The 22,992-nt window shown below is 62.1% G+C and carries 24 protein-coding genes; 15 read left to right on the forward strand and 9 right to left on the reverse strand.

The annotated features are described in order from the left end of the window. The first annotated feature begins 45 nt into the window (after positions 1-45). On the forward strand, positions 46-822 hold the full coding sequence (gene deoC / locus HX898_RS08340) for a deoxyribose-phosphate aldolase (RefSeq protein WP_180194420.1): 777 nt from the start codon (positions 46-48) through the stop codon (positions 820-822). A gap of 1 nt (position 823) precedes the next feature. Further along, positions 824-2,131 carry a thymidine phosphorylase gene (gene deoA / locus HX898_RS08345; protein ID WP_180194421.1) on the forward strand — a complete coding sequence of 436 codons (1,308 nt, stop codon included), beginning with the start codon at positions 824-826 and terminating at the stop codon, positions 2,129-2,131. A 6-nt stretch (positions 2,132-2,137) separates the two neighbouring features. Here the strand turns inward: deoA and HX898_RS08350 are convergent, their stop codons facing one another. From HX898_RS08350 to HX898_RS08380, 7 genes are all read right to left on the reverse strand, one after another. Further along, positions 2,138-2,707, reverse strand: a complete 570-nt coding sequence (locus HX898_RS08350) for a TIGR02281 family clan AA aspartic protease (RefSeq protein ID WP_180194422.1) — start codon at positions 2,705-2,707, stop codon at positions 2,138-2,140. Positions 2,708-2,832: 125 nt separating this feature from the next. Further along, positions 2,833-3,462, reverse strand: a complete 630-nt coding sequence (gene upp / locus HX898_RS08355; protein ID WP_003544477.1) for a uracil phosphoribosyltransferase — start codon at positions 3,460-3,462, stop codon at positions 2,833-2,835. A 103-nt stretch (positions 3,463-3,565) separates the two neighbouring features. Further along, positions 3,566-4,534 (reverse strand): adenosine deaminase, encoded by a 969-nt coding sequence (locus HX898_RS08360; RefSeq protein WP_180194423.1) that lies wholly within the window; start codon positions 4,532-4,534, stop codon positions 3,566-3,568. After that, positions 4,531-5,751 carry a phosphopentomutase gene (locus tag HX898_RS08365; protein WP_180194424.1) on the reverse strand — a complete coding sequence of 407 codons (1,221 nt, stop codon included), beginning with the start codon at positions 5,749-5,751 and terminating at the stop codon, positions 4,531-4,533. The genes HX898_RS08360 and HX898_RS08365 overlap by 4 nt, the downstream gene beginning before the upstream one ends. 112 nt (positions 5,752-5,863) lie before the next feature. After that, a complete protein-coding gene (locus HX898_RS08370; RefSeq protein WP_180194425.1) occupies positions 5,864-6,445 on the reverse strand; it encodes a TadE/TadG family type IV pilus assembly protein in 582 nt (193 codons plus the stop codon). Then, complete coding sequence (locus tag HX898_RS08375) at positions 6,445-7,080, reverse strand: TadE/TadG family type IV pilus assembly protein (protein WP_138332144.1); 636 nt, start codon at positions 7,078-7,080, stop codon at positions 6,445-6,447. The genes HX898_RS08370 and HX898_RS08375 overlap by 1 nt, the downstream gene beginning before the upstream one ends. 115 nt (positions 7,081-7,195) lie before the next feature. After that, a complete protein-coding gene (locus HX898_RS08380; RefSeq protein WP_138332145.1) occupies positions 7,196-7,600 on the reverse strand; it encodes a pilus assembly protein N-terminal domain-containing protein in 405 nt (134 codons plus the stop codon). Between the two features lie 380 nt (positions 7,601-7,980). Here HX898_RS08380 and HX898_RS08385 point away from each other — a divergent pair, with 380 nt between their 5' ends. From HX898_RS08385 to HX898_RS08430, 10 genes are all read left to right on the forward strand, one after another. After that, positions 7,981-8,181, forward strand: a complete 201-nt coding sequence (locus HX898_RS08385; protein ID WP_138332146.1) for a Flp family type IVb pilin — start codon at positions 7,981-7,983, stop codon at positions 8,179-8,181. Between the two features lie 124 nt (positions 8,182-8,305). Next, positions 8,306-8,818, forward strand: a complete 513-nt coding sequence (locus HX898_RS08390; protein WP_138332147.1) for a prepilin peptidase — start codon at positions 8,306-8,308, stop codon at positions 8,816-8,818. A 110-nt stretch (positions 8,819-8,928) separates the two neighbouring features. Continuing rightward, positions 8,929-9,744 carry a Flp pilus assembly protein CpaB gene (cpaB, locus tag HX898_RS08395; RefSeq protein WP_138332148.1) on the forward strand — a complete coding sequence of 272 codons (816 nt, stop codon included), beginning with the start codon at positions 8,929-8,931 and terminating at the stop codon, positions 9,742-9,744. A gap of 11 nt (positions 9,745-9,755) precedes the next feature. Then, entirely contained in the window at positions 9,756-11,255 is a 1,500-nt protein-coding gene (locus tag HX898_RS08400; RefSeq protein ID WP_138332149.1) for a type II and III secretion system protein family protein, read from the forward strand. Then, positions 11,252-12,004 carry a CpaD family pilus assembly protein gene (locus tag HX898_RS08405; RefSeq protein WP_138388463.1) on the forward strand — a complete coding sequence of 251 codons (753 nt, stop codon included), beginning with the start codon at positions 11,252-11,254 and terminating at the stop codon, positions 12,002-12,004. Before HX898_RS08400 ends, HX898_RS08405 begins: the two co-directional genes overlap by 4 nt. Positions 12,005-12,018: 14 nt before the next feature. Next, positions 12,019-13,296, forward strand: coding sequence for a CpaE family protein (locus HX898_RS08410; protein ID WP_138332151.1), 1,278 nt, complete (start codon positions 12,019-12,021; stop codon positions 13,294-13,296). Positions 13,297-13,428: 132 nt separating this feature from the next. Continuing rightward, complete coding sequence (locus tag HX898_RS08415; RefSeq protein WP_012759732.1) at positions 13,429-14,904, forward strand: CpaF family protein; 1,476 nt, start codon at positions 13,429-13,431, stop codon at positions 14,902-14,904. Between the two features lie 5 nt (positions 14,905-14,909). Beyond that, positions 14,910-15,917: a type II secretion system F family protein gene (locus HX898_RS08420; RefSeq protein WP_138332152.1), complete on the forward strand. Its 1,008-nt coding sequence runs from the start codon at positions 14,910-14,912 to the stop codon at positions 15,915-15,917. A 15-nt stretch (positions 15,918-15,932) separates the two neighbouring features. Next, positions 15,933-16,919, forward strand: a complete 987-nt coding sequence (locus tag HX898_RS08425; protein WP_138332153.1) for a type II secretion system F family protein — start codon at positions 15,933-15,935, stop codon at positions 16,917-16,919. A 202-nt stretch (positions 16,920-17,121) separates the two neighbouring features. Beyond that, on the forward strand, positions 17,122-17,754 hold the full coding sequence (locus tag HX898_RS08430; protein WP_180194426.1) for a LysE family translocator: 633 nt from the start codon (positions 17,122-17,124) through the stop codon (positions 17,752-17,754). Positions 17,755-17,801: 47 nt separating this feature from the next. Here the strand turns inward: HX898_RS08430 and HX898_RS08435 are convergent, their stop codons facing one another. Beyond that, a complete protein-coding gene (locus HX898_RS08435) occupies positions 17,802-18,638 on the reverse strand; it encodes a tetratricopeptide repeat protein (RefSeq protein WP_138388459.1) in 837 nt (278 codons plus the stop codon). 144 nt (positions 18,639-18,782) lie between these two features. On the opposite strand from HX898_RS08435, the gene HX898_RS08440 reads away from it, so the two are divergent. From HX898_RS08440 to HX898_RS08450, 3 genes are all read left to right on the forward strand, one after another. Continuing rightward, positions 18,783-20,174 (forward strand): M17 family metallopeptidase, encoded by a 1,392-nt coding sequence (locus HX898_RS08440; RefSeq protein ID WP_138332156.1) that lies wholly within the window; start codon positions 18,783-18,785, stop codon positions 20,172-20,174. Between the two features lie 178 nt (positions 20,175-20,352). Continuing rightward, on the forward strand, positions 20,353-20,703 hold the full coding sequence (locus HX898_RS08445; RefSeq protein WP_003544522.1) for a MarR family winged helix-turn-helix transcriptional regulator: 351 nt from the start codon (positions 20,353-20,355) through the stop codon (positions 20,701-20,703). 11 nt (positions 20,704-20,714) lie between these two features. Further along, positions 20,715-21,572 (forward strand): NlpC/P60 family protein, encoded by an 858-nt coding sequence (locus tag HX898_RS08450; RefSeq protein ID WP_180194427.1) that lies wholly within the window; start codon positions 20,715-20,717, stop codon positions 21,570-21,572. On the opposite strand, the gene HX898_RS08455 is transcribed toward HX898_RS08450, so the two are convergent. Further along, complete coding sequence (locus HX898_RS08455; protein WP_180194428.1) at positions 21,573-22,964, reverse strand: amidase; 1,392 nt, start codon at positions 22,962-22,964, stop codon at positions 21,573-21,575. It abuts the gene before it with no gap. Positions 22,965-22,992 lie beyond the last annotated feature (28 nt).

Below are 22,992 nucleotides of genomic sequence, written 5' to 3' on the forward strand. Positions count from 1 at the left end.
GAAACCGCGCACACTTTTCGGCATCATGCTCTAGAGGAAGCGAAGATGAATAGCCATTCCAACCGGGAGACGGCGGCTGTCGCCCTTTCTCTTCTCGATCTCACCAATTTGAAGGATGATTGCACCGAGGCGCAGATCGAAGCGCTCTGCGCCCGGGCGCAGACGCCCTATGGCACCAGCGCTGCGATTTGCATCTGGCCGCGGTTCGTCGCTCAGGCCCGCAATATCCTTGGCACCGGGCATGCCGTGCGTATCGCGACCGTCGTCAACCTCCCTTCCGGCGATATGGAAGTGGCCGATGTCGCTGCCGAAGCACGCGAGGCGATTGCCGATGGCGCCGATGAGATCGATCTGGTCATCCCCTACCGCAAGCTGCTCGCCGGCAACGAGAAGGCGGTGACCGACATGGTCAAGGCCGTGCGCGCAGAATGCGCCGGCCCCGTTCTTCTGAAGGTCATCATCGAGACTGGCGAGTTGAAGGATGCCGCATTGATCCGCCATGCCTCCGAACTCGCCATCGAAGCCGGCGCCGATTTCATCAAGACCTCGACCGGCAAGGTCGCCGTCAACGCGACGCTCGAAGCCGCCGACATCATGATCCGCGCTATCCGCGAGAGCGGCCGCAAGGTCGGCTTCAAGCCGGCCGGCGGCATCGGCTCGGTGGCCGATGCCGCACTCTATCTGAGCCTTGCCGAAACCATCATGACACCGGACTGGGCGATGCCGTCGACGTTCCGCTTCGGCGCTTCCGACCTGCTCGACGATATCCTGGCGGTTCTGAGCGGAACACAGTCGGCACCGGCTGCGGCGTCGGGCTACTGAAATGATTCCGCAGGAGATCATCCGGCGTAAGCGCGATGGCGACGAACTCGACGCCGCCGATATCAGCTCCTTCATCGCTTCGTTGGCTGACGGCCAATTGTCGGAAGGCCAGATCGGCGCATTCGCCATGGCCGTCTGGTTCAAGGGCATGTCGCGGACCGAAACCGTGGCCTTGACGCTGGCGATGGCCGATTCCGGCGACAGGCTGCAATGGGCCGATATCGACCGCCCGATCGCCGACAAACATTCGACCGGCGGCGTCGGCGACAATGTTTCTCTGATGCTGGCGCCGATCGCCGCCGCCTGCGGCCTCGCCGTTCCGATGATCTCCGGGCGCGGCCTTGGCCACACCGGCGGCACGCTGGATAAGCTCGAATCCATTCCCGGCTATATGATCACCCCGGATGCGAACTTGTTCCACAAGGTCGTGAAGGAGGCGGGATGCGCTATCATCGGCCAGACTGGGACCTTGGCGCCCGCCGACGGCAGGCTCTATGCCGTGCGCGACGTGACCGCCACCGTCGATTCCATTCCCCTGATCACCGCCTCGATCCTCTCGAAGAAACTTGCGGCGGGGCTCGAGACGCTGGTGCTCGACGTCAAGGTCGGCAACGGCGCCTTCATGGCCGATCGCGGCCAGGCGGAGATCCTGGCGCAGTCGCTGGTCGAGGTGGCCAATGGCGCAGGCGTGAAGACCTCGGCCCTGATCACCGACATGAACCAGCCGCTCGCCGATAGTGCCGGCAACGCTGTCGAGATGCGCAACTGTCTGGATTTCCTGGCAGGCCGGAAAAAGGACACGCGGCTCGAGACTGTCGTTCTCGCCTTCGCCGCCGAGATGCTGGTGATATCCGGCGTTGCCGCTTCCTCTGATGAAGCCGAGAGGATGGCACGTCAGGCCCTGTCATCGGGAAAGGCGGCCGAGGTCTTCGCGCGCATGGTATCCATGCTCGGCGGTCCGGCTGATCTGATCGAAAACCCCGACCGATACCTGGCCAGGGCGCCGGTCGCAAAGCCTGTTCTGGCCGCCCGGTCCGGCTGGCTTGCCGCCTGCGATGCGCGCGGTATCGGTGTCAGCGTCATCGATCTCGGCGGCGGAAGACGCCATCCGGCCGACCGCATCGATCATCGCGTCGGCTTTTCCGGACTCCTGCCGCTCGGCACCCGCGTGAATGCCGGCGAACCGATTGCGCTGGTTCACGCCGCCGACGAAGTCGCGGCGGAAAGGGCAGTTGCGGCACTTGCCGCGCACTACCGCATCACAGAGGAGAAGCCGGAGCTGACACCGGTGATTGCGGGCCTGATCTGACGCGGTTTACTGCTTGAGGCTGAGCGAGCCGTCGGCGACGGAATAGGAGGCGAGCTTCTGCAGGAAGCTCATGCCGACCAGCGTCGTCGTCAGCGCATTGTCCTTCAGGACGAAGGCTTCGACCTCACGCACGCGAATACCGCCGATCTCGACGCGGTCGAGCGTCACATGCGCGGCCTTCGTCTGGCCGTTCGCCGTGTTCACCCCATAGCGGAAATCGAGTTGGTTGGCGGTGAAGCCCAGCCGGCGGGCGAGCGTCTCGTTGAGCGCCACATAGGTGGCGCCGGTATCGATCAGGCCCTGCACCGGCTTGCCGTTGATCTTGAAGCTGCCGCTATAGTGGCCTTGCGCATCGGCCTGCAGCCGGATCGCATTGCTGCCAGAGACGGGCGCGGGTACTGCGGGCTCGTTGCTTTCGGCCGATACGTAATTGGCGGAGAGAGTGTCAGCAGGCTGCTGGCTGGTGTTTCCGAAGAAGGAAGGCACCTGTGTGGCGAGCACCGCGGCGATGCTGGCGAATAGGACGGTACGCACGAGCATGAAACAGAAATCCTTCCTGTATAAACCCCGCTTCATGCGAGGCCTCATGCTTCAGGCTTCCTAAACCTCAAGTGCTGATAAGTTGCTAATTTCGACGACGAAAGGCCCGGAGCGAACCACCGGGCCTCAAAGTCTTTCGATTTGGTAAAGGAAGGTTGAAATTACTTGGTGCCGTACATGCGGTCGCCAGCATCACCGAGGCCGGGCATGATGTAGCCCTTCTCGTTGAGATGACTGTCGATCGATGCGGTGAAGACCGGAACATCGGGATGCGCGGCGCGGAAGTTGCGGATGCCTTCCGGGGCGGCAAGCAGGCAGAGGAAGCGGATATTGTGGGCGCCGCGTTCCTTGAGCTTGTCGATCGCCGCGATCGAGGAATTGCCGGTCGCAAGCATCGGGTCGACGACGATGATCAGTCGCTCGGCCACGTCTTCCGGCGCCTTGAAATAATATTCGACCGGCTGCAGCGTCTCGTGGTCGCGGTAGACGCCGATATGCGAAACGCGGGCGGACGGCACGAGATCGAGCATGCCTTCGAGCAGCCCGTTGCCGGCGCGCAGGATCGAGGCGAAGACCAGCTTCTTGCCCTCGAGGATCGGCGATTCCATGGTCTGCAGCGGCGTCTCGATCGTTTCCATCGTCAGTTCGAGATCGCGGGTCACCTCGTAGCAGAGCAGCGTCGAGATTTCGCGCAGCAAGCGCCGGAAACTTCCCGTCGATGTCTCCTTGCGCCGCATGATGGTGAGCTTGTGCTGCACAAGCGGATGATCGATGACCGTGACGCCGTCCATGGGGAAGCCTTTCATTCTTTCTATCGAATGTTTCTTTCACGGAAATTGGCCCGACCGCAAGAGTGGCGGCCAATTTGCGTCGATCTTCCCCAGCCTCTAACCCTCAGATTCGAGCGAGCAGGGCCCTGCGTGTCTCATCGTCGACGAAGGCGGCTTCGATCGCCGTGCGCGTCATGGCATCGATCTCGGCATCGCTGAAGCCGAAGGTCCCGGCCGCAAGTTCGTATTCCCGCTTGAGCGAGGTATGAAAGAAGGGCGGATCATCCGAGCTGATGGTCACCCGCACGCCTGCGTCCTTCAGACGGCGCAGCGGATGAGACGCGAAATCGGGAAAGACCCCGAGCGCGATATTCGAGCCCGGGCAGATCTCGAGCACGGTGCCGAGATCGGCAAGCCGCGTCACCAGATCGACATCCTCGACGGCGCGCACCCCGTGGCCGATACGCGAGGGGCGCACCGCATCGAGCGCGTCGGCGACGCTGAAGGCGCCGCAGACCTCGCCGGCATGGATGGTGAGCCCGAGGCCGGCGTCGCGGGCGATATCGAAGGCGCGGGCATAGTCGGCCACACGGCCCATGCGCTCCTCGCCGGCAAGGTTGAAGCCGGTAATCAGAGGATTGCCGGCCTTTGCCGCATATTCGGCAGCACCAATCACGCTCTCCGGACCGAAATGCCGCTCGCCGGTGACGATCAGCCGGGCCTCGATGCCGCTCTTTTTTTTGGCTCGCCGGATGCCTTCGCAGATACCGGATATATAGGCATCGGCGCCTAGCCCGATGCGCTTGCCGTGGTCGGGCGAAACGATGAGCTCGCTGTAGATCGTATCGACGCCGGCGAGTTCGTCGAGATAGGTTTCGGTCAGAAGCGCATAGTCCTCTTCGGTTTTGTAGACCTCGGAAACCTTGTCGTAACATTCGAGGAAGCTTGCGAAATCATGCCAGACATAGGCTCCGTCGCGAAGCTCAGCGCTGATGTCGACGCCATATTTCCGTGCCTGCGCAGCGGTCAGAGCCGGAGGTGCCGCACCCTCCAGATGGCAGTGCAGTTCGACCTTCTTCAAATGCGATGTCACAGAAAACTCCTTCCGTGCGATCCGGCCGGGATGTCGAGATGCCGGGCGATGCTCTCGCCGATATCGGCATAGCTGCGGCGCACGCCGATCGAACGCGACCGGATGCCGGGGCCATAGGCGATGACGGGCACGCGCTCGCGCGTATGGTCCGTGCCGCGCCAGGTCGGATCGCAGCCGTGATCGGCGGTGAGCACGACGAGATCGCCGGGCTTCAGTTTCTTGTGGACTTCGGGCAAGCGCGCATCGAAGGCTTCGAGTGCTGCGGCATAACCCGGCACATCGCGGCGATGGCCGTAGATCATGTCGAAATCGACGAAATTGGTGAAAACGAGATCGCCGTCCTCAGCCGCGTCGATCGCCGAGAGCGACGCATCCATCAGCGCCTCGTTGCCATTCGCCTTGATGACCCGGGAAATGCCCTGATGTGCGAAGATGTCGCCGATCTTTCCCACAGCATGCACATGCCGGCCGTGCTCGATCAGCCGGTCGAGCAGCGTCGGCTCCGGCGGCAGCACGGAGAAGTCGCGCCGGTTTCCTGTGCGCTGGAAAGTAGTGGCGGACTGGCCGATAAAGGGCCGGGCGATGACACGGCCGATATTGTAGGAATCGAGCAGCCTCCGGGCCAAACGGCAGAAGGCGAGCAGACGATCGAGGCCGAAATGTACCTCATGCGCCGCGACCTGGAAGACGGAATCCGAGGAGGTGTAGCAGATCGGCTTGCCGGTGCGGATATGGTCCTCGCCGAGCCGGGCGATGATCTCCGTTCCCGAGGCATGGCAGTTGCCGAGGATGCCTGGCACGTCAGCCTCCCTGCACAGCGCCTCGATGAATTCCTGGGGAAAGGCGTCGCCCTCTATCGGGAAATAACCCCAATCGAAACTGACAGGTGTTCCCGCGATCTCCCAATGGCCCGACGGCGTATCCTTGCCGCGGGAAATTTCGGTGGCAGCGCCATAAATGCCGTAGACCTTTTCCGGGACGGGCATACCGGCCGGAAACCGGCCGGAGGCGGACCGCGCGATGTGCATCAGCCCGAGCTCCGACATGTTGGGCAGGGAAAGCGGCCCTTCGCGCAATCCGGCGCGGTCTGCGGCTCCGGCCGCGCAGAATTCGGCGATATGGCCAAGCGTATCGGCGCCCTCGTCGCCATAGGCCGCCGCATCCGGCGCTCCGCCAACGCCGAAAGAATCCAGAACAAAAAGAAAGGCACGCGCCATTTTACACCCGAGAGAGCCGATCGCCGGCCTCTGGAATGTCGGAGGCGGCTGAGATCCAGCCATATAATGCTGCGGCCGGCTTGGCAAATTCGAGAAGAGTAGGAGGCGGCCGTCAGCAGTCGCCGCAGGGGATCGAGTCGCCTTGCCGCTGGCGGTAGAAATAACTGCGGCTGATGGTGATCGTGCGCATGCCGTCAGGCATAAAGTTCGGGGCGAACAGGAACATCGTATAGGGGATGCTGAGCTCGGTACGGACCAGGAAACTGTTCGCCGTCTTCATATCCGCTGGCACGTTGCTCACCGTGGTGTTCTTGGCATAGGGCACCGTACCGTCCTTCGCCCAGGACCAGAGCACCTTCGCATTGGCACCGGCATCGATGGTGATCCCGGTGATCTTCAGCGTCAGCGACGTGGAGTTGTAGGGCAGGAAGATCGCCGTTGCGACCGACGGCATCTGCGCGAGCGCGCTCTTCGTGACGGATTGCTGCTGCGTGACGAGGTCGGCCACCGTTCCTGCGGCGCGTGTCACGCGCTTGCTGACGCTGAGGCCGACCGTGATCTCGAAAGCGCCGATATAGAGCATGACGAGCACGGGAAAGAGGATCGCGAATTCGATCGCGCCGGCGCCCTTGCGGTCGCGGGCCAGCCGCCGCACCGTCAGGACCAATCTGGTGAACGGGTTGCGCAACGCCATTATGGATACTGCTCGTTCTGGAAGGCCGCGGTCCCGACGATCAGATATTGCCTCGGCATCGAAGCGTCGGAGGGACGTATCGTGGTGATGTAAGGCCGGACCAGATCCGCGGTGATTTCCCAGCGATAGTAAGCGCGCAGCATGTTGATCGTGCCGGCGCCGCCTGGCGCATATTTGAAGGCCGCCGTATTGATGTCGGCATATTTGTCGGTGGAGAGCTTAGGGATCGTCGTTGGAATGGCCGAGAAGGTGCTGAACGTCTGCACATCCAGATAGAGCTTGCTCGGCGTGGCGACTTCGGTCGCCGAGCAGCGGATCAAGATCGAAACCTCATCGCAGAAAGCCTGGCGGAATTGCGCCTGGTTCATATCGGTCGTGCGGCCGAGATTATAGGTAATCTGCCCGGTTCGCATCCGGCGGCTCATCGTATCGACGGCATTGGAGACGAGTTCCTCGGCGGCGAAGGCGACGAAAGTTTCGAGGATTGCGAAAATCACCAGGAAATAGGGAATGGCGAGCAGCGCGAATTCGATCGCCGCAGCACCCTCGCGTGAGCGGGCGAGAGCGCGAAACCGTAAGAAACGGAACGGCGCAAAAGCGCGCCCCTTATCCGTCTTCTGATCAATTACCGTCATTGCCTGGATCCGAGCGACATTTTCCAGTCGTCAGACTAAGGTCCGTTCGTTGATTTTCCGTTTCAACCTGACACGACGATTTTAACGAATGGTCGAGGAAGTTGAAAAGAGAGCTTCAGGGTGAGCCGGCGGTCGCTTGCTGCGCATGCTGCTCGCAGTTCGGCGTGCAGGATAGCACGGAGCGCTGGGTCTGCCGGTAGACGCGCACCGTATTGCCCTCGTCGATCGACACCAGGATGCGTTCGTCGAGGATCGCGTTGCCGTCGGCATCGAGGAGGACCAGATTGGTGGTGCCGAAGCTGCGTCCCGTGAGCACGATGGTCTTGGCGTCGGCGACCGTCGCATCGGCGACTGCGGCATTGCCGACAATCACCTTGCTGACGGGGCGGTCGAGCTTCAAGACGCGCGCGTGATCCATATAGACGCGCAGCATGTCATCGTCTGCGGCCGCGGCCACTCCCGAAATACCGAAAACGGCGATCATGCCGGCAAAGAAAATGGTTTTGCCGCTCGATGACATTGGGTCCTCTTTCACGATCACAGCGCAATATCCGCATAGAATGGAAAAAAATGGTGAACGAAGCCTTAAGCTCACCACTCTGTTCCGGGATGAAGCGTAATGATCCGATTTGGTACGGCTCTAGGACGGCGCACCCCCCGGTTGGAAGCAGAATATGTGCTATTTCCGGATGAATGCAGCGGTTATTCCAGGAATATCGTTAAATATTGAGCGAAGCGCGTAAGAAGATACTGACTCTATAGGGGCATGTTGTCTCGTTCACATATCGTTAACTCTTTTCCTTAAGCCGATGGAAACGGCCATTCGCTAGGTTGCAGTCATCCGATCAACGGCAAACAGTTGGCGGACGTGCTGAACATCAACTGGAGTTAGGAGTTACCATGACCAAGCTTTTTAGCCGTTTTCTGAAGGACGAATCCGGCGCGACCGCAATCGAATACGGCCTGATCGCTGCTCTCATTTCCGTAGCGCTCATCACCGGCGCCACGACCCTCGGCGGCAAGATCGGCGACACATTCAACGGCTTGAGCAACAAGATGAATACGTCTGTCACCTCGGCCGAAAGCACGGCCGGCAACTGAGTCAGACACCGCCAAACGGCGTCTGGATAATGCCGGCTGGATTTGCTCCGGCCGAGCTATTGAGCGGGCTCACAGGCTAAACGGCTGTGAGCCTTTTCGCATCTCGTTACGATCGGGTATAGGCATGATCGCAGCCGCAGTCTTCGTGATACTGCCACTCTGCCTCGCCATGGCGGCGTTCTCGGATCTGTTCACCATGACGATCCCGAACCGCATTCCCGTGATCCTGATCGCCTCTTTCCTCGTCCTCGCGCCGTTCTCCGGCTTGGGGCTGGAAATGATCGGCATGCATCTTGCCGGCGCCGCCATCGTCTTCACCGCCTGCTTTGCACTTTTCGCCTTCAATGTGATGGGCGGCGGCGATGCCAAGCTGTTGAGCGCCACCGCGCTCTGGTTCGGTCTGAATGAATCCTTGCTTTTCCTGATGACCGATGTCGCCGCGATCGGCGGTCTCATCACCTTGCTCATCCTGCTGGTGAGAACGCAGTCCAATACCATCCTCGCCATCGGCCTGCCAGTACCGAACTCGGTTCTGCTTGCCAAGAAGATCCCCTACGGCATCGCGATTGCGATCGGCGGCTTCATGGCTTTTCCTTCTTCGCCGCTGTTCCTCGCCGCGCTGGAAAGCCTGAAATAACGGCATTTTAAATGCCCGTTAACTTAAAATCTAAGCATTCCATTAACCATAATTATACCAATTGCTGAGCATTCTACAGGGCGAACATATCGTGCCCCGAGGAATGATCGATGAAACCGGCCCGCCTTATAATCCTAGCTGTCGCCGTGGTGGCAGCCGGCCTTGCCGGCCTCCTGGCAATGCGCATGGCGGGCAGTGGCGGTGTCGTTACCCAGGTCCGCTCGGTTGTCGAGAAGGAACCGACCGTCAACGTTCTCGTCTCGAGTGGCAATCTGTCGGTCGGCGCAAGGCTGGACGACCAGTCGGTGCATTGGATGGCCTGGCCGCAGGGCGGCGTCGTTCCCGGCCTCATCACGGAAGCCGACAAGCCGGATGCGATCAAGGATCTGCAGGGCGCCGTTGTGCGTCTGCCGATCTTCGAAGGTGAACCGATCCGGCCGGAAAAGATCGCCGATTCCAGCAGCCGCATCCTCTCCTCGCTGTTGCCGGCCGGCAAGCGCGCCGTCGCGACCGAGATATCGGTGGCAACGGGTGCGGGCGGTTTCATCCTGCCGAACGATCGCGTCGACGTGATCATGGTCCGCAAGGGCGCTGAGGCCGACAAGCTCATCACCGAAACCGTGCTGAGCAATGTCCGCGTCCTCGCCATCGACCAACAGATCCAGGAAAAGGACGATGGCTCGAAGTCGGTGGTCGGCACGACCGCGACGCTCGAGCTCACGCCCGACCAAACGAAGGTTCTTGCCGTCGCCCAGCAGATGGCGGACCGGCTGTCGCTCGCGCTGCGCTCGGTCGCCGATGCGCAGGAGCAGGATACCAGCGCCGCAGACTATCTGCTGAGCGGCGACAACGGCAGTGCGATCATCCAGGTCATCAAATCGGGCGCCATCGTCACGGATGCCGGCGCCGCGCCGAAGGCGGAGTAAGGGACGTGCAAATGGGAAATTCAACGCGGCGCGCCGGACCTCTCCTGATAGGCTGTCTTTCTCTGGCAATCGGCCTCTCCGGTATAGTGCCGGCATCTTTCGCCCCGCTTTTCGGGGCAGGCGAGGCGCGCGCCGATTCCGATAGCCTGGTCCGGATCTCGCAGACCGGCTCCAATGCCCATCGTCGGCTGAAGCTCGGGCTCAACAAGGCCGTCGTCGTCGATCTGCCGGAGGATGCGCATGATATCCTCGTCTCCGATCCGACCATGGCCGATGCCGTGACCCGCACCTCGCGGCGCATCTACCTGTTCGGCAAGAAGGTCGGCCAGACGAATATCTTCGTCTTCGGCGCCGGTGGACAGGAGATCGTCAATCTCGACATCGAGATCGAGCGCGACGTCTCCGGCCTCGAAGTCAATCTCCGCCGCTTCATTCGCGACTCCAACATCAACGTCGAAATCGTCTCCGACAACATCGTGCTGACCGGCACGGTGCGCACGCCGCAGGATGCCACACAGGCGGCCGATCTGGCGCAGGTATTCCTCAAGGGCGGCGAAGCGACGACCAGAACCGAAACGGCATCCGGCACCGGCGGCGACAGCTCGGTGGCGCTCTTTGCCGAAGGTCGCCAGAGCTCGCAGGTCGTCAACCTTCTCCAGATCGAGGGCGAGGACCAGGTCACCCTCAAGGTGACGATCGCCGAGGTTCGCCGCGAGGTGCTGAAGCAGCTCGGTTTCGACAATCTGGTTTCCAATTCCTCCGGCATGACGGTCGCCCAACTCGGCAGTCCGAACGCCGACAGCGCGGCATCGACGGTCGGCGGCGGCTTGGCGGCGCTCTTCAAGAGCTCGATCGGCAAATACGACATTTCGACCTACCTCAATGCGCTGGAACAGGCCAAGGTCGTCAAGACGCTCGCCGAACCGACGCTGACGGCGATATCGGGTCAGGCCGCGACCTTCAATTCCGGTGGCCAGCAGCTTTATTCGACGACCGACAACGACGGCAACGTCACCGTCGTCCCGTTCAACTACGGTATCAACCTCGCCTTCAAACCGGTCGTGCTGTCATCGGGACGCATCAGCCTGCAGATCAAAACCAATGTCTCCGAACCGGTGGCCGGCAGCGGCAACGCCACCTATCAGCGCCGCTCGGCGGAGACCTCGGTGGAGCTGCCTTCGGGCGGTTCGATCGCGCTCGCCGGCCTTATCCGCGACAATGTTTCCCAGACGATGGGCGGCACGCCCGGCGTTTCGAAGATCCCGCTGCTAGGGACCCTCTTCCGCCAGAAGGGGTTCGAGCGTCAGGAAACCGAACTCGTCATCATCGCAACGCCCTATCTGGTGCGCCCGGTGGCGCGCAACCAGCTCAACCGGCCGGACGACAATTTCAGCCCTGAGAACGACGGTGCAACCTTCTTCCTCAACCGTGTCAACAAGGTCTATGGCCGCCGCGAGGCGCCCGTTGCCGATGCGCAGTTCCACGGCTCGATCGGGTTCATTTACAAATGAGCGGGGCGCGAGCGGCAGCGATGGCAGAAAACAGAGATCAGGCGATGGCCCATATGAATGCGACGACACCCCGCCTCGGAAACTCGAAGGCGCTTTTTGCCACGGTCGCCATGTCGGTGGCGATACTTTCCGGATGCGCCGGCCCGCATGACCAACTGACGACCGGCGGCATTCCGGACGATTACCGTGCCCGCCACCCGATCATCGTGACGGAAGCGGAGCAGACGGTGGATATACCTGTTGCCTCCACCGATCGCCGCCTGACCATCGCCCAGCGCGATCTCATCCGCGGCTTTGCCGCAAACTATATCTCGCGCGCCTCGGGCCCGGTTTACGTGCTGTCGCCACAAGGCTCGCCCAATTCGGCGGCCGCCTATCAGCTGCGCAATCAGGTTCGTGCCGAGCTGACATCGAGGGGGATTGCAAGCTCGAAAATCGTCAACACCTCCTATGCCGCCGTCGGTCCCGGTGATGCGGCGCCCATCCGGCTGAGCTTTACCGGCACCACCGCGGTCACCACGCAATGCGGTCAGTGGCCAAAGGACATATCGAACGATTTGACCAACCAGAACTACTATAATTTCGGCTGCGCCTCGCAGAACAACCTTGCCGCCCAGATCGCCAATCCGGAAGATCTGGTGGCGCCCCGCGGTATGACTCCGATCGATGCGCAGCGGCGCAACAATGCGATCCAGGAATACCGGACAACAACGACGACGATCGAAGATGCTGGCGACAGCGGATTCTGAGGCGGAACGGAACGATGAGCGCGATCGAATACGAAATCAGGAATCCCAGCGAGCTTCGCAACGCCGAGGAGGCGGTGCGCATGGCGGATCTGGAAAGCATGCGGCCGCTGCCGCGCATCTCCGTCCATGCTTTCTGCGAGAGCGAGGCCCTGCAACAAGTCATGGAACGCTGCGCCAATGATCGGCGCGTCGCGAAGGTCAGCATGCGCATCACCAGCGGCGGCATCGCCGCTGCCGCCAATATGTTTTCCGGCGCCCCGACGCCGAACCTCATCATCCTTGAGACCAAGGCGAATGCCGCGAATCTGCTCGGCGAACTCGCGCCGCTCGCCGCCGTCTGCGATCCGACGACCAAGGTCGTCATTATCGGCTATTACAACGATATCGGGCTTTATCGCGAGCTTATCCGCAACGGCATTTCCGAATATATGGTCCAGCCCGTCGCCATGCCCGATATCCTTACGGCGATGGCCTCGATCTTTGTCGATCCGGACGCCGAGCCGCTCGGCCGCAGCATCGCCTTCATCGGCTCGAAGGGCGGCACCGGTGCCTCGACCATCGCGCATAATTGCGCCTTCGGCATTTCCAATCTCTTCTCCACCGAGACGATCCTCGCCGATCTCGACCTGCCCTTTGGCACGGCCAACATCGACTTCGATCAGGATCCGGCCCAGGGCATCGCCGAAGCGGTCTTCGCACCCGATCGTCTCGACGAAGTCTTCCTCGACCGCCTGCTGACGAAATGCTCCGAGCATCTGTCGCTGCTGGCCGCACCCTCGCTGCTCGACCGTGCCTATGATTTCGACGGCCAGGCCTTCCAGCCGGTGCTCGATGTCCTGCAGCGCAGCGCGCCCGTCACCGTGCTCGATGTTCCGCATGCATGGTCGGAATGGACGCGCTCGGTGCTGTCGAGCGTCGACGAGGTGGTCATCGCAGCGGTTCCCGATCTCGCCAATCTGCGCAACGCCAAGAACATGCTGGACGCGCTGCGCAAGATGCGGCCGAACGACAGGCCGCCGCATCTCATCCTCAATCAGGTCGGCATGCCGAAACGGCCGGAGATTTCACCGTCGGATTTCTGTGAGCCGCTGGAGATCGATCCGATCGCGATCATCCCCTTCGACATCAATCTCTTCGGCAACGCCGCCAATAGCGGCCGGATGATTTCCGAAGTCGACCCGAAGTCGCCGACGGCGGAAACCTTTTCGCAGATATCGCACATCGTCACCGGCCGGGTCGCGATCAAGAAGGCGAAGAAAGGCGGCCTGCTGGGCCTCCTGAAGCGCAAGTAGACGATGAGCAATTCCAGCAAAAGTGTGCAGCGGTTTTGCGTCCGGAATTGCGTGAAAACAAAAAGATAGAGCATTTTCTTGACTCGGAGAGATCGGGAAATGCTCTAGAACGAGCAGATTGGATCGAGTGGCATGTTTGGAAAACGCGGAAACGAAGGTTCCGGAAAGGTGGGAGGGGCGATTGCTCCTCCGCCGCCGGCTCCGGCCGCCGCCCCTGCGGCCTCTTCCCCCTCCATTCTGGTCGAACCCTCGCGCGAGTCCGCACGCCAGCAGGTGACGCCACCGCCGATGCAGACGCCGCAGCGCAAGCGCCCGGCCCGCACCGATGAATATTACGACACCAAGGCGCAGGTCTTTTCCGCGCTGATCGACACGATCGATCTCTCGCAGCTCTCCAAGCTCGACGGCGAAAGCGCGCGCGAGGAAATCCGCGACATCGTCAACGACATCATCACCATCAAGAACTTTGCGATGTCGATCTCCGAGCAGGAAGAACTGCTCGAGGATATCTGCAACGACGTCCTCGGCTACGGCCCGCTGGAGCCGTTGCTGGCGCGCGACGACATCGCCGACATCATGGTCAACGGCGCCGGCCAGACTTTCATCGAAGTCGGCGGCAAGACGATCGAATCCGAGATTCGCTTCCGCGACAATGCACAGCTTCTCTCGATCTGCCAGCGCATCGTCAGCCAGGTCGGCCGCCGCGTCGACGAATCGAGCCCGATCTGCGACGCCCGTCTGCCGGACGGTTCGCGCGTCAACGTCATCGCGCCGCCGCTGTCGATCGACGGGCCGGCGCTCACCATCCGCAAGTTCAAGAAGGACAAGCTGACGCTCGATCAGCTCGTCCGTTTCGGCGCGATCACGCCGGAAGGCGCAACCGTGCTGCAGATCATCGGGCGCGTGCGCTGCAATGTCGTCATTTCAGGCGGCACCGGCTCCGGCAAGACGACGCTTCTGAACTGCCTCACCAACTATATCGACAGGGACGAACGCGTCATCACCTGCGAGGATACCGCCGAACTGCAGCTGCAGCAGCCGCATGTCGTCCGTCTCGAAACGCGCCCGCCGAATATCGAAGGTGAGGGCGAGATCACCATGCGCGATCTGGTCAAGAATTGCCTGCGTATGCGTCCCGAGCGCATCATCGTCGGCGAAGTGCGCGGACCGGAAGTCTTCGACCTGCTGCAGGCGATGAACACCGGTCACGACGGCTCGATGGGCACCATCCACGCCAATACGCCGCGCGAATGCCTGAGCCGTATCGAATCGATGATTGCCATGGGCGGCTTTACCCTGCCGGCAAAGACGGTGCGTGAGATCATTTCCAGCTCGGTCGACGTCGTTATTCAGGCGGCACGCCTTCGCGATGGTTCGCGCCGCATCACCCAGATCACCGAGGTGATCGGCATGGAAGGCGACGTCATCATCACCCAGGATCTGATGCGCTACGAGATCGATGGCGAGGATGCGAATGGCCGCCTGATCGGCCGGCACATGTCGACCGGCGTCGGCAAGCCGCATTTCTGGGATCGCGCCCGCTACTTCAACGAGGAAAAACGTCTTGCCGCCGCCCTCGACGCGATGGAAGCGAAAACGAAGGAATAGGCGAGATGTTCGGGTTCGATCCGATAGTGCTGGCAATCGTCGTCCTCGCCGCCGTCTCCGCGGCGGCGGTCGCCTATGCCCTGTTGTTTTCGAAGATCGAGGCCGACAAGAAATCGGCAAGCCGCATCAATCGCGTCAAATCGGCCGAAAGCGACCGGGTCAAGGTCAAGGCCGCCCGTGACCGGGTGCAAGAGCTGTCGAAGCGCCGTAAATCCGTGCAGGACAATCTGAAGGATCTGGAAAAGCGCCAGCACGAAAAGACCAAGAAGAGCGTGTCGATGAAATCGCGGCTGGTGCAGGCCGGCCTGACGATCACAGCGGCGAAATTCTATCTCATCAGCGCCGTCTTCGCCTCCGTGCTGCTGCTTGTCGCTTTGGTCGTCGGCGCATCGTTGATGGTCATGGTCGGTATCGCTGTCGTTGCCGGTCTCGGTCTGCCGCGTTGGGTCGTCGGCTTCCTGATCAAACGCCGCCAGACCAAATTTTTGAACGAGTTCCCCAATGCGCTTGACGTCATCACGCGCTCGATCAAATCAGGCCTGCCGCTCAACGATGCGATCCGCCTTATCGCGACCGAAGGCACCGAACCTGTCAAGAGCGAGTTCCTGCGGGTGATCGAGGCTCAGCAGGTAGGCCTCAGCATTCCCGACGCCTGCGCCCGCATGACGATCCACATGCCGCTCCAGGAAGTCAACTTCTTCGCCATCGTCATCGCCATCCAGTCGCAGGCCGGCGGCAATCTGTCGGAAGCGATCGGCAACCTCTCCAAGGTGCTGCGCGAGCGCAGGAAGATGAAGGCCAAGGTCCAGGCGCTCTCGATGGAAGCCAAGGCGTCGGCCGTCATCATCGGGGCTCTGCCCTTCATCGTCGCGACCCTCGTCTACATGACGTCGCCGAATTACATGATGATCCTTTTCACCGATCCGCGCGGTCATTTCATTATGGGTGTCTCGGCAATCTGGATGTCGATCGGCATCTTCGTCATGCGCAACATGGTCAATTTTGACATCTAGCAGGAAGGAAGCACCATGTCGCAGGATCTTGCCGCAACGCTGACCAATCCGAGCATGCTGATTGCCCTTCTCGTCGCGATCGCCGTCTTCGCCACTTTTTACACGATTGCCGTTCCCTTCTTCGAGCGCGGCGATCTGAACAAGCGCATGAAGGCTGTTTCCACAGAGCGCGAGCAGATCCGTGCCCGCGAACGCGCCCGCATGAACACGGAAACCGGCGCCGGCAAGGCCTCGCTCAGGAGCCAGAATAACCGCTCGGTCCGTCAGATCGTCGAGCGCTTCAACCTGCGCAAGGCGCTGGTCGACGAAAACACGGTCAACAAGCTGCGTGCCGCCGGTTTCCGTTCGGAGAATGCGCTGAATACCTTCCTGGTGGCGCGTTTCCTGCTGCCTTTCCTTTTCCTGGCGCTAGCTGCCTTCTGGGTCTTCGGCCTCGGCAATCTCGCCGAAAAGGGCACGCCGATCCGCCTCTTCGCCGTCATCGGCGTCGGTTATCTCGGCTTCTACGCACCGAACATCTATATCTCCAACCGCATGGGCAAGCGCCAGCACTCGATCAAGCGTGCCTGGCCGGATGCGCTGGATCTGATGCTGATCTGCGTCGAGTCCGGTATCTCGATCGAGGCCGCGATGCGCCGTGTGTCGGAAGAACTCGGCGAACAGTCGCCGGCGCTCGCCGAGGAGATGGTGCTGACCACGGCCGAACTCTCCTTCCTGCCGGATCGCCGCGCGGCGCTCGAAAATCTTGCCACGCGCACCCAGATCGAGTTGGTGCGTTCGGTAACTCAGGCGCTGATCCAGGCCGATCGCTACGGCACGCCGGTCGCGCAGGCGTTGCGCGTTCTCGCCCAGGAAGGACGCGACGAGCGTATGAACGAGGCGGAAAAGAAGGCGGCCGCGCTGCCGCCGAAACTGACGGTGCCGATGATCCTGTTCTTCCTGCCGGTGCTGATCGCCGTCATTCTCGGTCCGGCCGGCATTCAGGTGGCAGACAAGTTCTGACGGTTGCCCCGGCCCCGGAAAGCGGATGCCGCTTTCTGCAGAAGACGATGTTGCCTCAAAGACCATTGATCCGATCTGCAGCCTTCAATCACGCGTGACCGCCGCTGGCATAGCTGGTAAACGGGATGGACGACCATTGGCAAGCGCGCGGATGCAGCCGCAATGCCCCTGGCGCTCGTTCAATCCAAGAGAGAGGTTTCCGATGTCTTCTGCCGGCATTTTCATCAGCATCATGGCAGCCTTGGCCGTCGGCGCGATGAGCCCCGGCCCGAGCTTCGTCGTCGTCTCCAGGATCGCTATCTCGCGTTCAAGGCTGGATGGCCTTGCGGCCGCACTCGGCATGGGCGCCGGCGGTGTCGTTTTTGCCGTGCTGGCGCTTGCCGGGCTGACGGCGCTGCTGTCTCAGTTCGAATGGCTCTATGTCCTGCTGAAGGTCGCAGGCGGCGCCTATCTCGTCTATATCGCGGTCAATATCTGGAGGAGCGCCGGTCAGCCGCTCGAAGTCTCTGACGCCGTCAACGGCAACCGCGCGCTGAGATTGAGCTTCATGACTGCGCTGCTGACCCAGATCAGCAACCCGAAAACCATCATCGTCTATGCCAGCCTCTTTGCGGCACTCCTGCCGAGGACGGTGCCGCTCGATCTCATCGTCGCGCTGCCGCTCGGCGTCGTTGCCGTGGAGGCCGGGTGGTATTCGATCGTGGCCTTCGCCTTTTCGGCCCGCCATCCGCGGCGTCTCTATCTTGCCGCCAAGGGCTGGATCGACCGGGCCGCCGGTGCCGTCATGGGCGGCCTGGGTTTGCGTCTCATTCTTTCAGGCCTGAGCGCCCGCTAAGATCAGGACCTCTCCGAAAGCGTAAGCCTTTCGACGACATGATTCGGTCAGTTGGTGCTGCTGTCGCCTGCTGCTTGCGGCGTCTTGTCCTTGGCGGCGAGTTTCTGCCAGGAATTCTGCTGCGAGAGCATGCCTCTGAGATAGGCGACATTGGCATCGGCCTGCTGCGGCGAAAGTTCGCGCCTAGCGATCTGTTCGGCTTCCGGGAAACGCCCCTGCAGACCGACGACCAGGGCAAGGTTCTGCCTGACGCGGCTGTCGGCGGTCGGCTGGTTGGCGGCGGAGCGCAGGTAGGTTTCGGCCGTGCGCAGATCGCCGGTCAGCACGTAGGACATGCCGAGGTTGGAAAGGATGGAGGGCTCGTTCGGCTGGATGTCGAGCGCGTCGCGGTAGCGCTGCCGGGCATCGCTTGCTCGACCCATCTGGTCGAGGATAGCGCCTTGGGCCGAGATCAGCTTCCAGTCCGGACGGTCCGGCGTCTGGGCGCGGCCGATCGTGTCGAGCGCCTGCTGAAACTGGCCGGCCGCCGCCTGCGCCTTGCCGTAGGCGGCCAGCACGTTGCGGTCGCCGGGATTGGCGATCGCCACCTGCTGCATGACGGCGAGCGCCTGCGTGTCGCGACCGTTCATGCGCAGCAGATTGGCGTAGTTGACGCCGGTGACGGGATCGCGCGGGTTCTTTTCATAGGCCTGGCCGAGCCGGTCCGTCGCCGAGCGCAGCTCGGTCGCGTCCATCTCTTCGACCGGCTTGGTGAGTTTCGGTACCGAGCCCGTTGTCATCCGGTCCTTGGTCGTCGAGCAACCGGCAAGTGCCAGGACCAGCAGCGATGCCGCAGCGCCCTGCAGGATACGATTCGTGAATGTGGTGGTGAGCGAGGCAGGCATGGCGCGTTCCTGGATTCCGAAATCGGCGCCTGACCTCGAAGCGGAACAGGGAAAGGTTTGACGCGTAATCTTCGCTCCAGCAATAGTCTGTTAACCCTAACAGACCGTTAAGGAACGATTCCTTGCGACCGCCGAAGGACAATCATGGCCCCCTATCAGTTTATCGAGAGACCGACTCCTTTCAACACGAAGGGCGGTTCGACGCTGCCGATCTTTGCCGTTACGCCTGCCCATATCGAGACCGGCACGATCGATCCGATCGCGCTCAATTGGGCGCGCAGGGCAGGCTACAAGGCCGAAAGCGGGTCGCTGCTGCTGATTCCGACGGCCGAAGGCCATCTCGGCGGCGCGCTTTACGGCCTCGGCACCAATCCATCGGAGCAGCCTTACATTACCGGCAGGCTCGCCCGTGCGCTGCCGGCCGGCGACTGGCACATTGAGACCGCGCCGCTGACGGCAAATCGCCTGGCCCTCGGCTTTGGCCTCGGCAGCTACCGTTTCGACCGTTACAAATCCGAAAAATCGCCGGCGGCGACGCTGATGATCCCCCGCGATGCCGACGCCGCCGACATCAAGCGCCAGCTTGCCGGCGTCTTTCTCGCCCGCGACCTGATCAATACACCGACGAATGATATGGGGCCGAACCAGCTCGAGGCCGTTTTCCGCGGCCTGGCCGAACATTACAAGGCGGAGATATCGGTTATATCGGGCGACGACCTGCTCAAGCAGAACTTTCCGCTGGTCCATACCGTCGGCCGCGCCAGCGCCGATGCGCCGCGCCTTCTCGAGCTGCGCTGGGGCAAGAAGGGCCATCGCAAGGTGACGCTCGTCGGCAAGGGTGTCTGCTTCGATACCGGCGGTCTCGACATCAAGCCTGCCGCCTCGATGCTGCTGATGAAGAAGGACATGGGCGGGGCGGCGAATGTCATGGGGCTTGCCCTGATGATCATGGACGCCAAGCTGAAGGTCGACCTGCGCGTCATCGTCCCTGTCGTAGAAAACGCGATCTCGTCCAATGCCTTCCGGCCCGGCGACATCTATCGGAGCCGCAAAGGCCTGACCGTCCAGATCGACAATACCGACGCCGAAGGCCGTTTGATCCTTGCCGATGCGCTTGCCTATGCCGACGAGGAAGAGCCCGATCTGCTGATCGACATGGCGACGCTGACCGGCGCTGCCCGCGTTGCCCTTGGCCCGGATCTCCCGCCCTTCTTCACCGATGACGCCAATCTGGCGCATGACCTGACCGAAGCGAGCCTGGAAACCGACGATCCGATCTGGCGCCTGCCGCTCTATTCCGGCTACGAAAAGGATATCCGCACCAAATTCGCCGACCTTACCAATGCACCCGCCGGCGGCATGGCGGGGGCGATTACCGCAGCCCTCTTCCTTAAGCGTTTCGTCAGCAAGGCGAAGAGCTGGGCGCATTTCGACATTTACGGCTGGGCTCAAGCCGAACGACCACATTCGCCGGGCGGCGGCGAGGCACAGGCGATCCGCGCGCTCTTTCACCATATCCGCGAAAGCTTGCGCTGACGCCCTGTCAGAAACAAGCGTTGAGGCGCATCGCATGATCTCTGTCCACGCGCTGCGCCTCGCTGCCGATCGTTAGAATTTTATTCACCCTGCCGGGCGGCAATTTCCAGCGCCTCTTGCATGTGCATGGCAACTACCGGAAAATGAAACGTTAGCGTAACGATCTTCCGGAGGGGCCGTGCCGATCGAACTGACCGCCTCGCAGGCGCTGGGGCTCTGGCATGGCGCGGCGCTCGATCAGGTCCGCCACGACGATCGCGATTTGACGTTGCGCCAGATGGCGATCCTGCTGCATATTTATCTGGTGCCGCCGCCGCACACGGTGCGCGGGCTTGCCGCTACGCTCGATGTCACCAAGCCGGTCATTACCCGTGCCTTGGATACGATGGGCGAGATGGGCCTGGTCGATCGTGTGCGTGACGATGCCGACCGGCGCAACGTGATCATCAAGCGCACCGTCGGCGGCGCGCTCTACCTGGAAAAGCTCGGCGATCTCATCCGAGATCAGGCCCGCCGGCTGCCGATCTGAAAGGAATGCGAATGACGATGCTCGACCGCCGCCTACATGCCTACCGGCCCGATCTCGCGGAAGCCGGCCTCGAAGGCAAGGTCGAGGCGTTGCGCTTTGTGAAAGGCGCGCCGGCGCGTGTCGCCGTTCCTGTCCTGGCCGTGCGCCCTGAACCGGACCTTGCCCGCGGCATCGATACGGAACTGCTTCTCGGCGAGGATGTGACGGTTTTCGATCGCGCCGACGGCTGGTGCTGGGTGAAGGCGGCCTCGGACGGTTATGTCGGTTATGTCGCGGCGGACGCGCTCTTAGAAAGCAGCCCGGCGCCGACCCATATCGTCACCGTCCAGCGCACCTTCCTCTATCCCGAACCGGAACTGCGCAAGCCCCACCAGGCCATCGTGTCGATGGGAAGCCGCGTTCATGTCGCCGGCGAGGCGGAAGCGCGCGGCAATCGCTACGTCGTGCTCGAGGACGGAACGGCGATCTTTGCCAAGCACGTCCAGCCGATCGGCGCTCTCGATGGCGCCGATTACGTGGAGATCGTCGCCCGTTTCCTGGAAACGCCCTACCTCTGGGGCGGACGTTCCGGCCTCGGTATCGATTGCTCCGGCCTCGTCCAGCTGGCGATGCTGATGACGGGCAGAGCCGCGCCGCGCGATGCCGACCTGCAGGCGGCAGGTCTCGGCCAGCCGATCGCTCGCTCCGAAGTCCGCCGCGGCGACCTGGTATTCTGGAAGGGTCATGTCGCCGTCTTCGAAGATCAGGAAACCATTCTGCACGCCAACGGCCATAGCATGACGGTAGCGCGCGAGAATTTCGAGGCCGCGGTCGAGCGCATCGGTTGGCTCTACGAGCAACCCACCGGCTATCGCCGCCCGATCAGCTGATCAGCCGATCGGAGGCTGCGGCCACGATCTCACTCCACCCGTCCAATCCTCGAAGGCCTTCGACAGTCTGAGCACCCGCATGTCGTCGAAGCGCGGCCCGACGATCTGCAGCCCGATCGGCATGCCCGAGCGGGAGAAACCGCAATTGATCGAGGCGGCCGGCTGCTCCGACATGTTCCACGGCACCGTGAAACCGATATGTTCGAACGGCAGGGCCGGATCATTGGTCGGAGATGCCCATTCGGCCGGATAGGAGATGATCGGATTGGTCGGCGAAAGCAGGGCGTCGACCTCGGTGAACAGCCGTCCGCAGCTCTTGCGCATCTCGATCGTCTGGTTGAAGCCTCTGACCGCATCGATGCCGCGGATGTCGGCGCCGCCCTTCGCCCAATCCCTGATATAAGGCAGGATGCTGTTGCGCCTGTTGTCGTCGAGATCGGCGATATCGCCCCAGAGCCGGGATCGCCAGAAATTGTCGAGCCCATCCAGCATCGCGCGTGTCAGCACTGGCTGGACCGATAGAATCGACGCGCCAGCCGCCTCGAATTGTTTCGCCGCCGTTTCGACCGCGGCCCTGATCTCGTCGTCCACCGCAAGCCCGCAGCCGGCATCGAGCATCAACCCGATCTTCATGCCCGACAGGTCGATGTCGAGATCCATCCAGTTGAAATCGTTCGGCGGCAGGCTGGTGCCGTCGCGCCAGTCCGGCCGTGACAGCGTCGCCATCGAAAAGGCCGCATCCTCGACCGTGCGCGCCATCGGCCCGACGCAGCGCCCGACATAATAGGGATCGGCCGGAATGCGTCCATGGCTCGGTTTGAAGCCGAAGATGCCGGTCCAGCCGGCGGGAAGGCGCACCGAGCCGCCGATATCGGTGCCGATATGCAGCGGCCCGTAGCCGGCCGCCGCCGCCGCGGAAGCCCCAGCACTCGATCCGCCGGGATTCTGTGTGGTGTTCCAGGGATTGCGGCTGAGAGGATGAAAGCTCGAAAGTCCGGAGGAAAGCATGCCGTAATCGGGGCAGGTGGTCTTGGCGAAGATCGCCGCGCCGTCTTCCCGCAGCCGCGCGGCGGCCGGTGCGTCGGCCTCTGCCGGCTTCAGTTCCACTGCCCTCGTGCCTGATGGCACCGGCTGGCCCTTCGTGGCGATCAGTTCCTTCAGCGTCACCGGGATGCCGTCCAGGGCGCCGAACGTTTCTCCCTTCGCCCAGCGCTCCGTCGACGCTTTCGCCTGGGCGCGCGCCGATTCCGGATCGTAGAGGTAGAGCGCCGAAATCGACGGCTCCCAGGCGGCGATATGGTCTTCGAGGGCGAGCCAGTAGTCGAGAGGGGAGAGGCTTTTATCGGCGAAGCGCTGCCTGAGTTCGCGGATGGTAAGATCGGTTTCGGTCATGGCATGGTCTTTCGGGCTTTTCGTCTTG

The sequence above is a fragment of the Rhizobium sp. WYCCWR 11128 genome (assembly GCF_013416305.1).
GTDB classification, from domain to species: Bacteria; Pseudomonadota; Alphaproteobacteria; order Rhizobiales; family Rhizobiaceae; genus Rhizobium; species Rhizobium indicum.

Coding starts and splice junctions, on each gene's coding strand:
- HX898_RS08420 (WP_138332152.1), top strand. CDS start 14,910: ATGTTCGGGTTCGATCCGATAGTGCTGGCAATCGTCGTCCTCGCCGCC.
- HX898_RS08380 (WP_138332145.1), bottom strand. CDS start 7,600: ATGTCATCGAGCGGCAAAACCATTTTCTTTGCCGGCATGATCGCCGTT.
- HX898_RS08385 (WP_138332146.1), top strand. CDS start 7,981: ATGACCAAGCTTTTTAGCCGTTTTCTGAAGGACGAATCCGGCGCGACC.
- cpaB (WP_138332148.1), top strand. CDS start 8,929: ATGAAACCGGCCCGCCTTATAATCCTAGCTGTCGCCGTGGTGGCAGCC.
- HX898_RS08390 (WP_138332147.1), top strand. CDS start 8,306: ATGATCGCAGCCGCAGTCTTCGTGATACTGCCACTCTGCCTCGCCATG.
- HX898_RS08405 (WP_138388463.1), top strand. CDS start 11,252: ATGAGCGGGGCGCGAGCGGCAGCGATGGCAGAAAACAGAGATCAGGCG.
- HX898_RS08430 (WP_180194426.1), top strand. CDS start 17,122: ATGTCTTCTGCCGGCATTTTCATCAGCATCATGGCAGCCTTGGCCGTC.
- HX898_RS08425 (WP_138332153.1), top strand. CDS start 15,933: ATGTCGCAGGATCTTGCCGCAACGCTGACCAATCCGAGCATGCTGATT.
- deoC (WP_180194420.1), top strand. CDS start 46: ATGAATAGCCATTCCAACCGGGAGACGGCGGCTGTCGCCCTTTCTCTT.
- HX898_RS08455 (WP_180194428.1), bottom strand. CDS start 22,964: ATGACCGAAACCGATCTTACCATCCGCGAACTCAGGCAGCGCTTCGCC.
- HX898_RS08435 (WP_138388459.1), bottom strand. CDS start 18,638: ATGCCTGCCTCGCTCACCACCACATTCACGAATCGTATCCTGCAGGGC.
- HX898_RS08375 (WP_138332144.1), bottom strand. CDS start 7,080: ATGACGGTAATTGATCAGAAGACGGATAAGGGGCGCGCTTTTGCGCCG.
- HX898_RS08400 (WP_138332149.1), top strand. CDS start 9,756: ATGGGAAATTCAACGCGGCGCGCCGGACCTCTCCTGATAGGCTGTCTT.
- HX898_RS08410 (WP_138332151.1), top strand. CDS start 12,019: ATGAGCGCGATCGAATACGAAATCAGGAATCCCAGCGAGCTTCGCAAC.
- deoA (WP_180194421.1), top strand. CDS start 824: ATGATTCCGCAGGAGATCATCCGGCGTAAGCGCGATGGCGACGAACTC.
- HX898_RS08370 (WP_180194425.1), bottom strand. CDS start 6,445: ATGGCGTTGCGCAACCCGTTCACCAGATTGGTCCTGACGGTGCGGCGG.
- HX898_RS08365 (WP_180194424.1), bottom strand. CDS start 5,751: ATGGCGCGTGCCTTTCTTTTTGTTCTGGATTCTTTCGGCGTTGGCGGA.
- HX898_RS08440 (WP_138332156.1), top strand. CDS start 18,783: ATGGCCCCCTATCAGTTTATCGAGAGACCGACTCCTTTCAACACGAAG.
- HX898_RS08415 (WP_012759732.1), top strand. CDS start 13,429: ATGTTTGGAAAACGCGGAAACGAAGGTTCCGGAAAGGTGGGAGGGGCG.
- HX898_RS08350 (WP_180194422.1), bottom strand. CDS start 2,707: ATGAAGCGGGGTTTATACAGGAAGGATTTCTGTTTCATGCTCGTGCGT.
- HX898_RS08450 (WP_180194427.1), top strand. CDS start 20,715: ATGACGATGCTCGACCGCCGCCTACATGCCTACCGGCCCGATCTCGCG.
- upp (WP_003544477.1), bottom strand. CDS start 3,462: ATGGACGGCGTCACGGTCATCGATCATCCGCTTGTGCAGCACAAGCTC.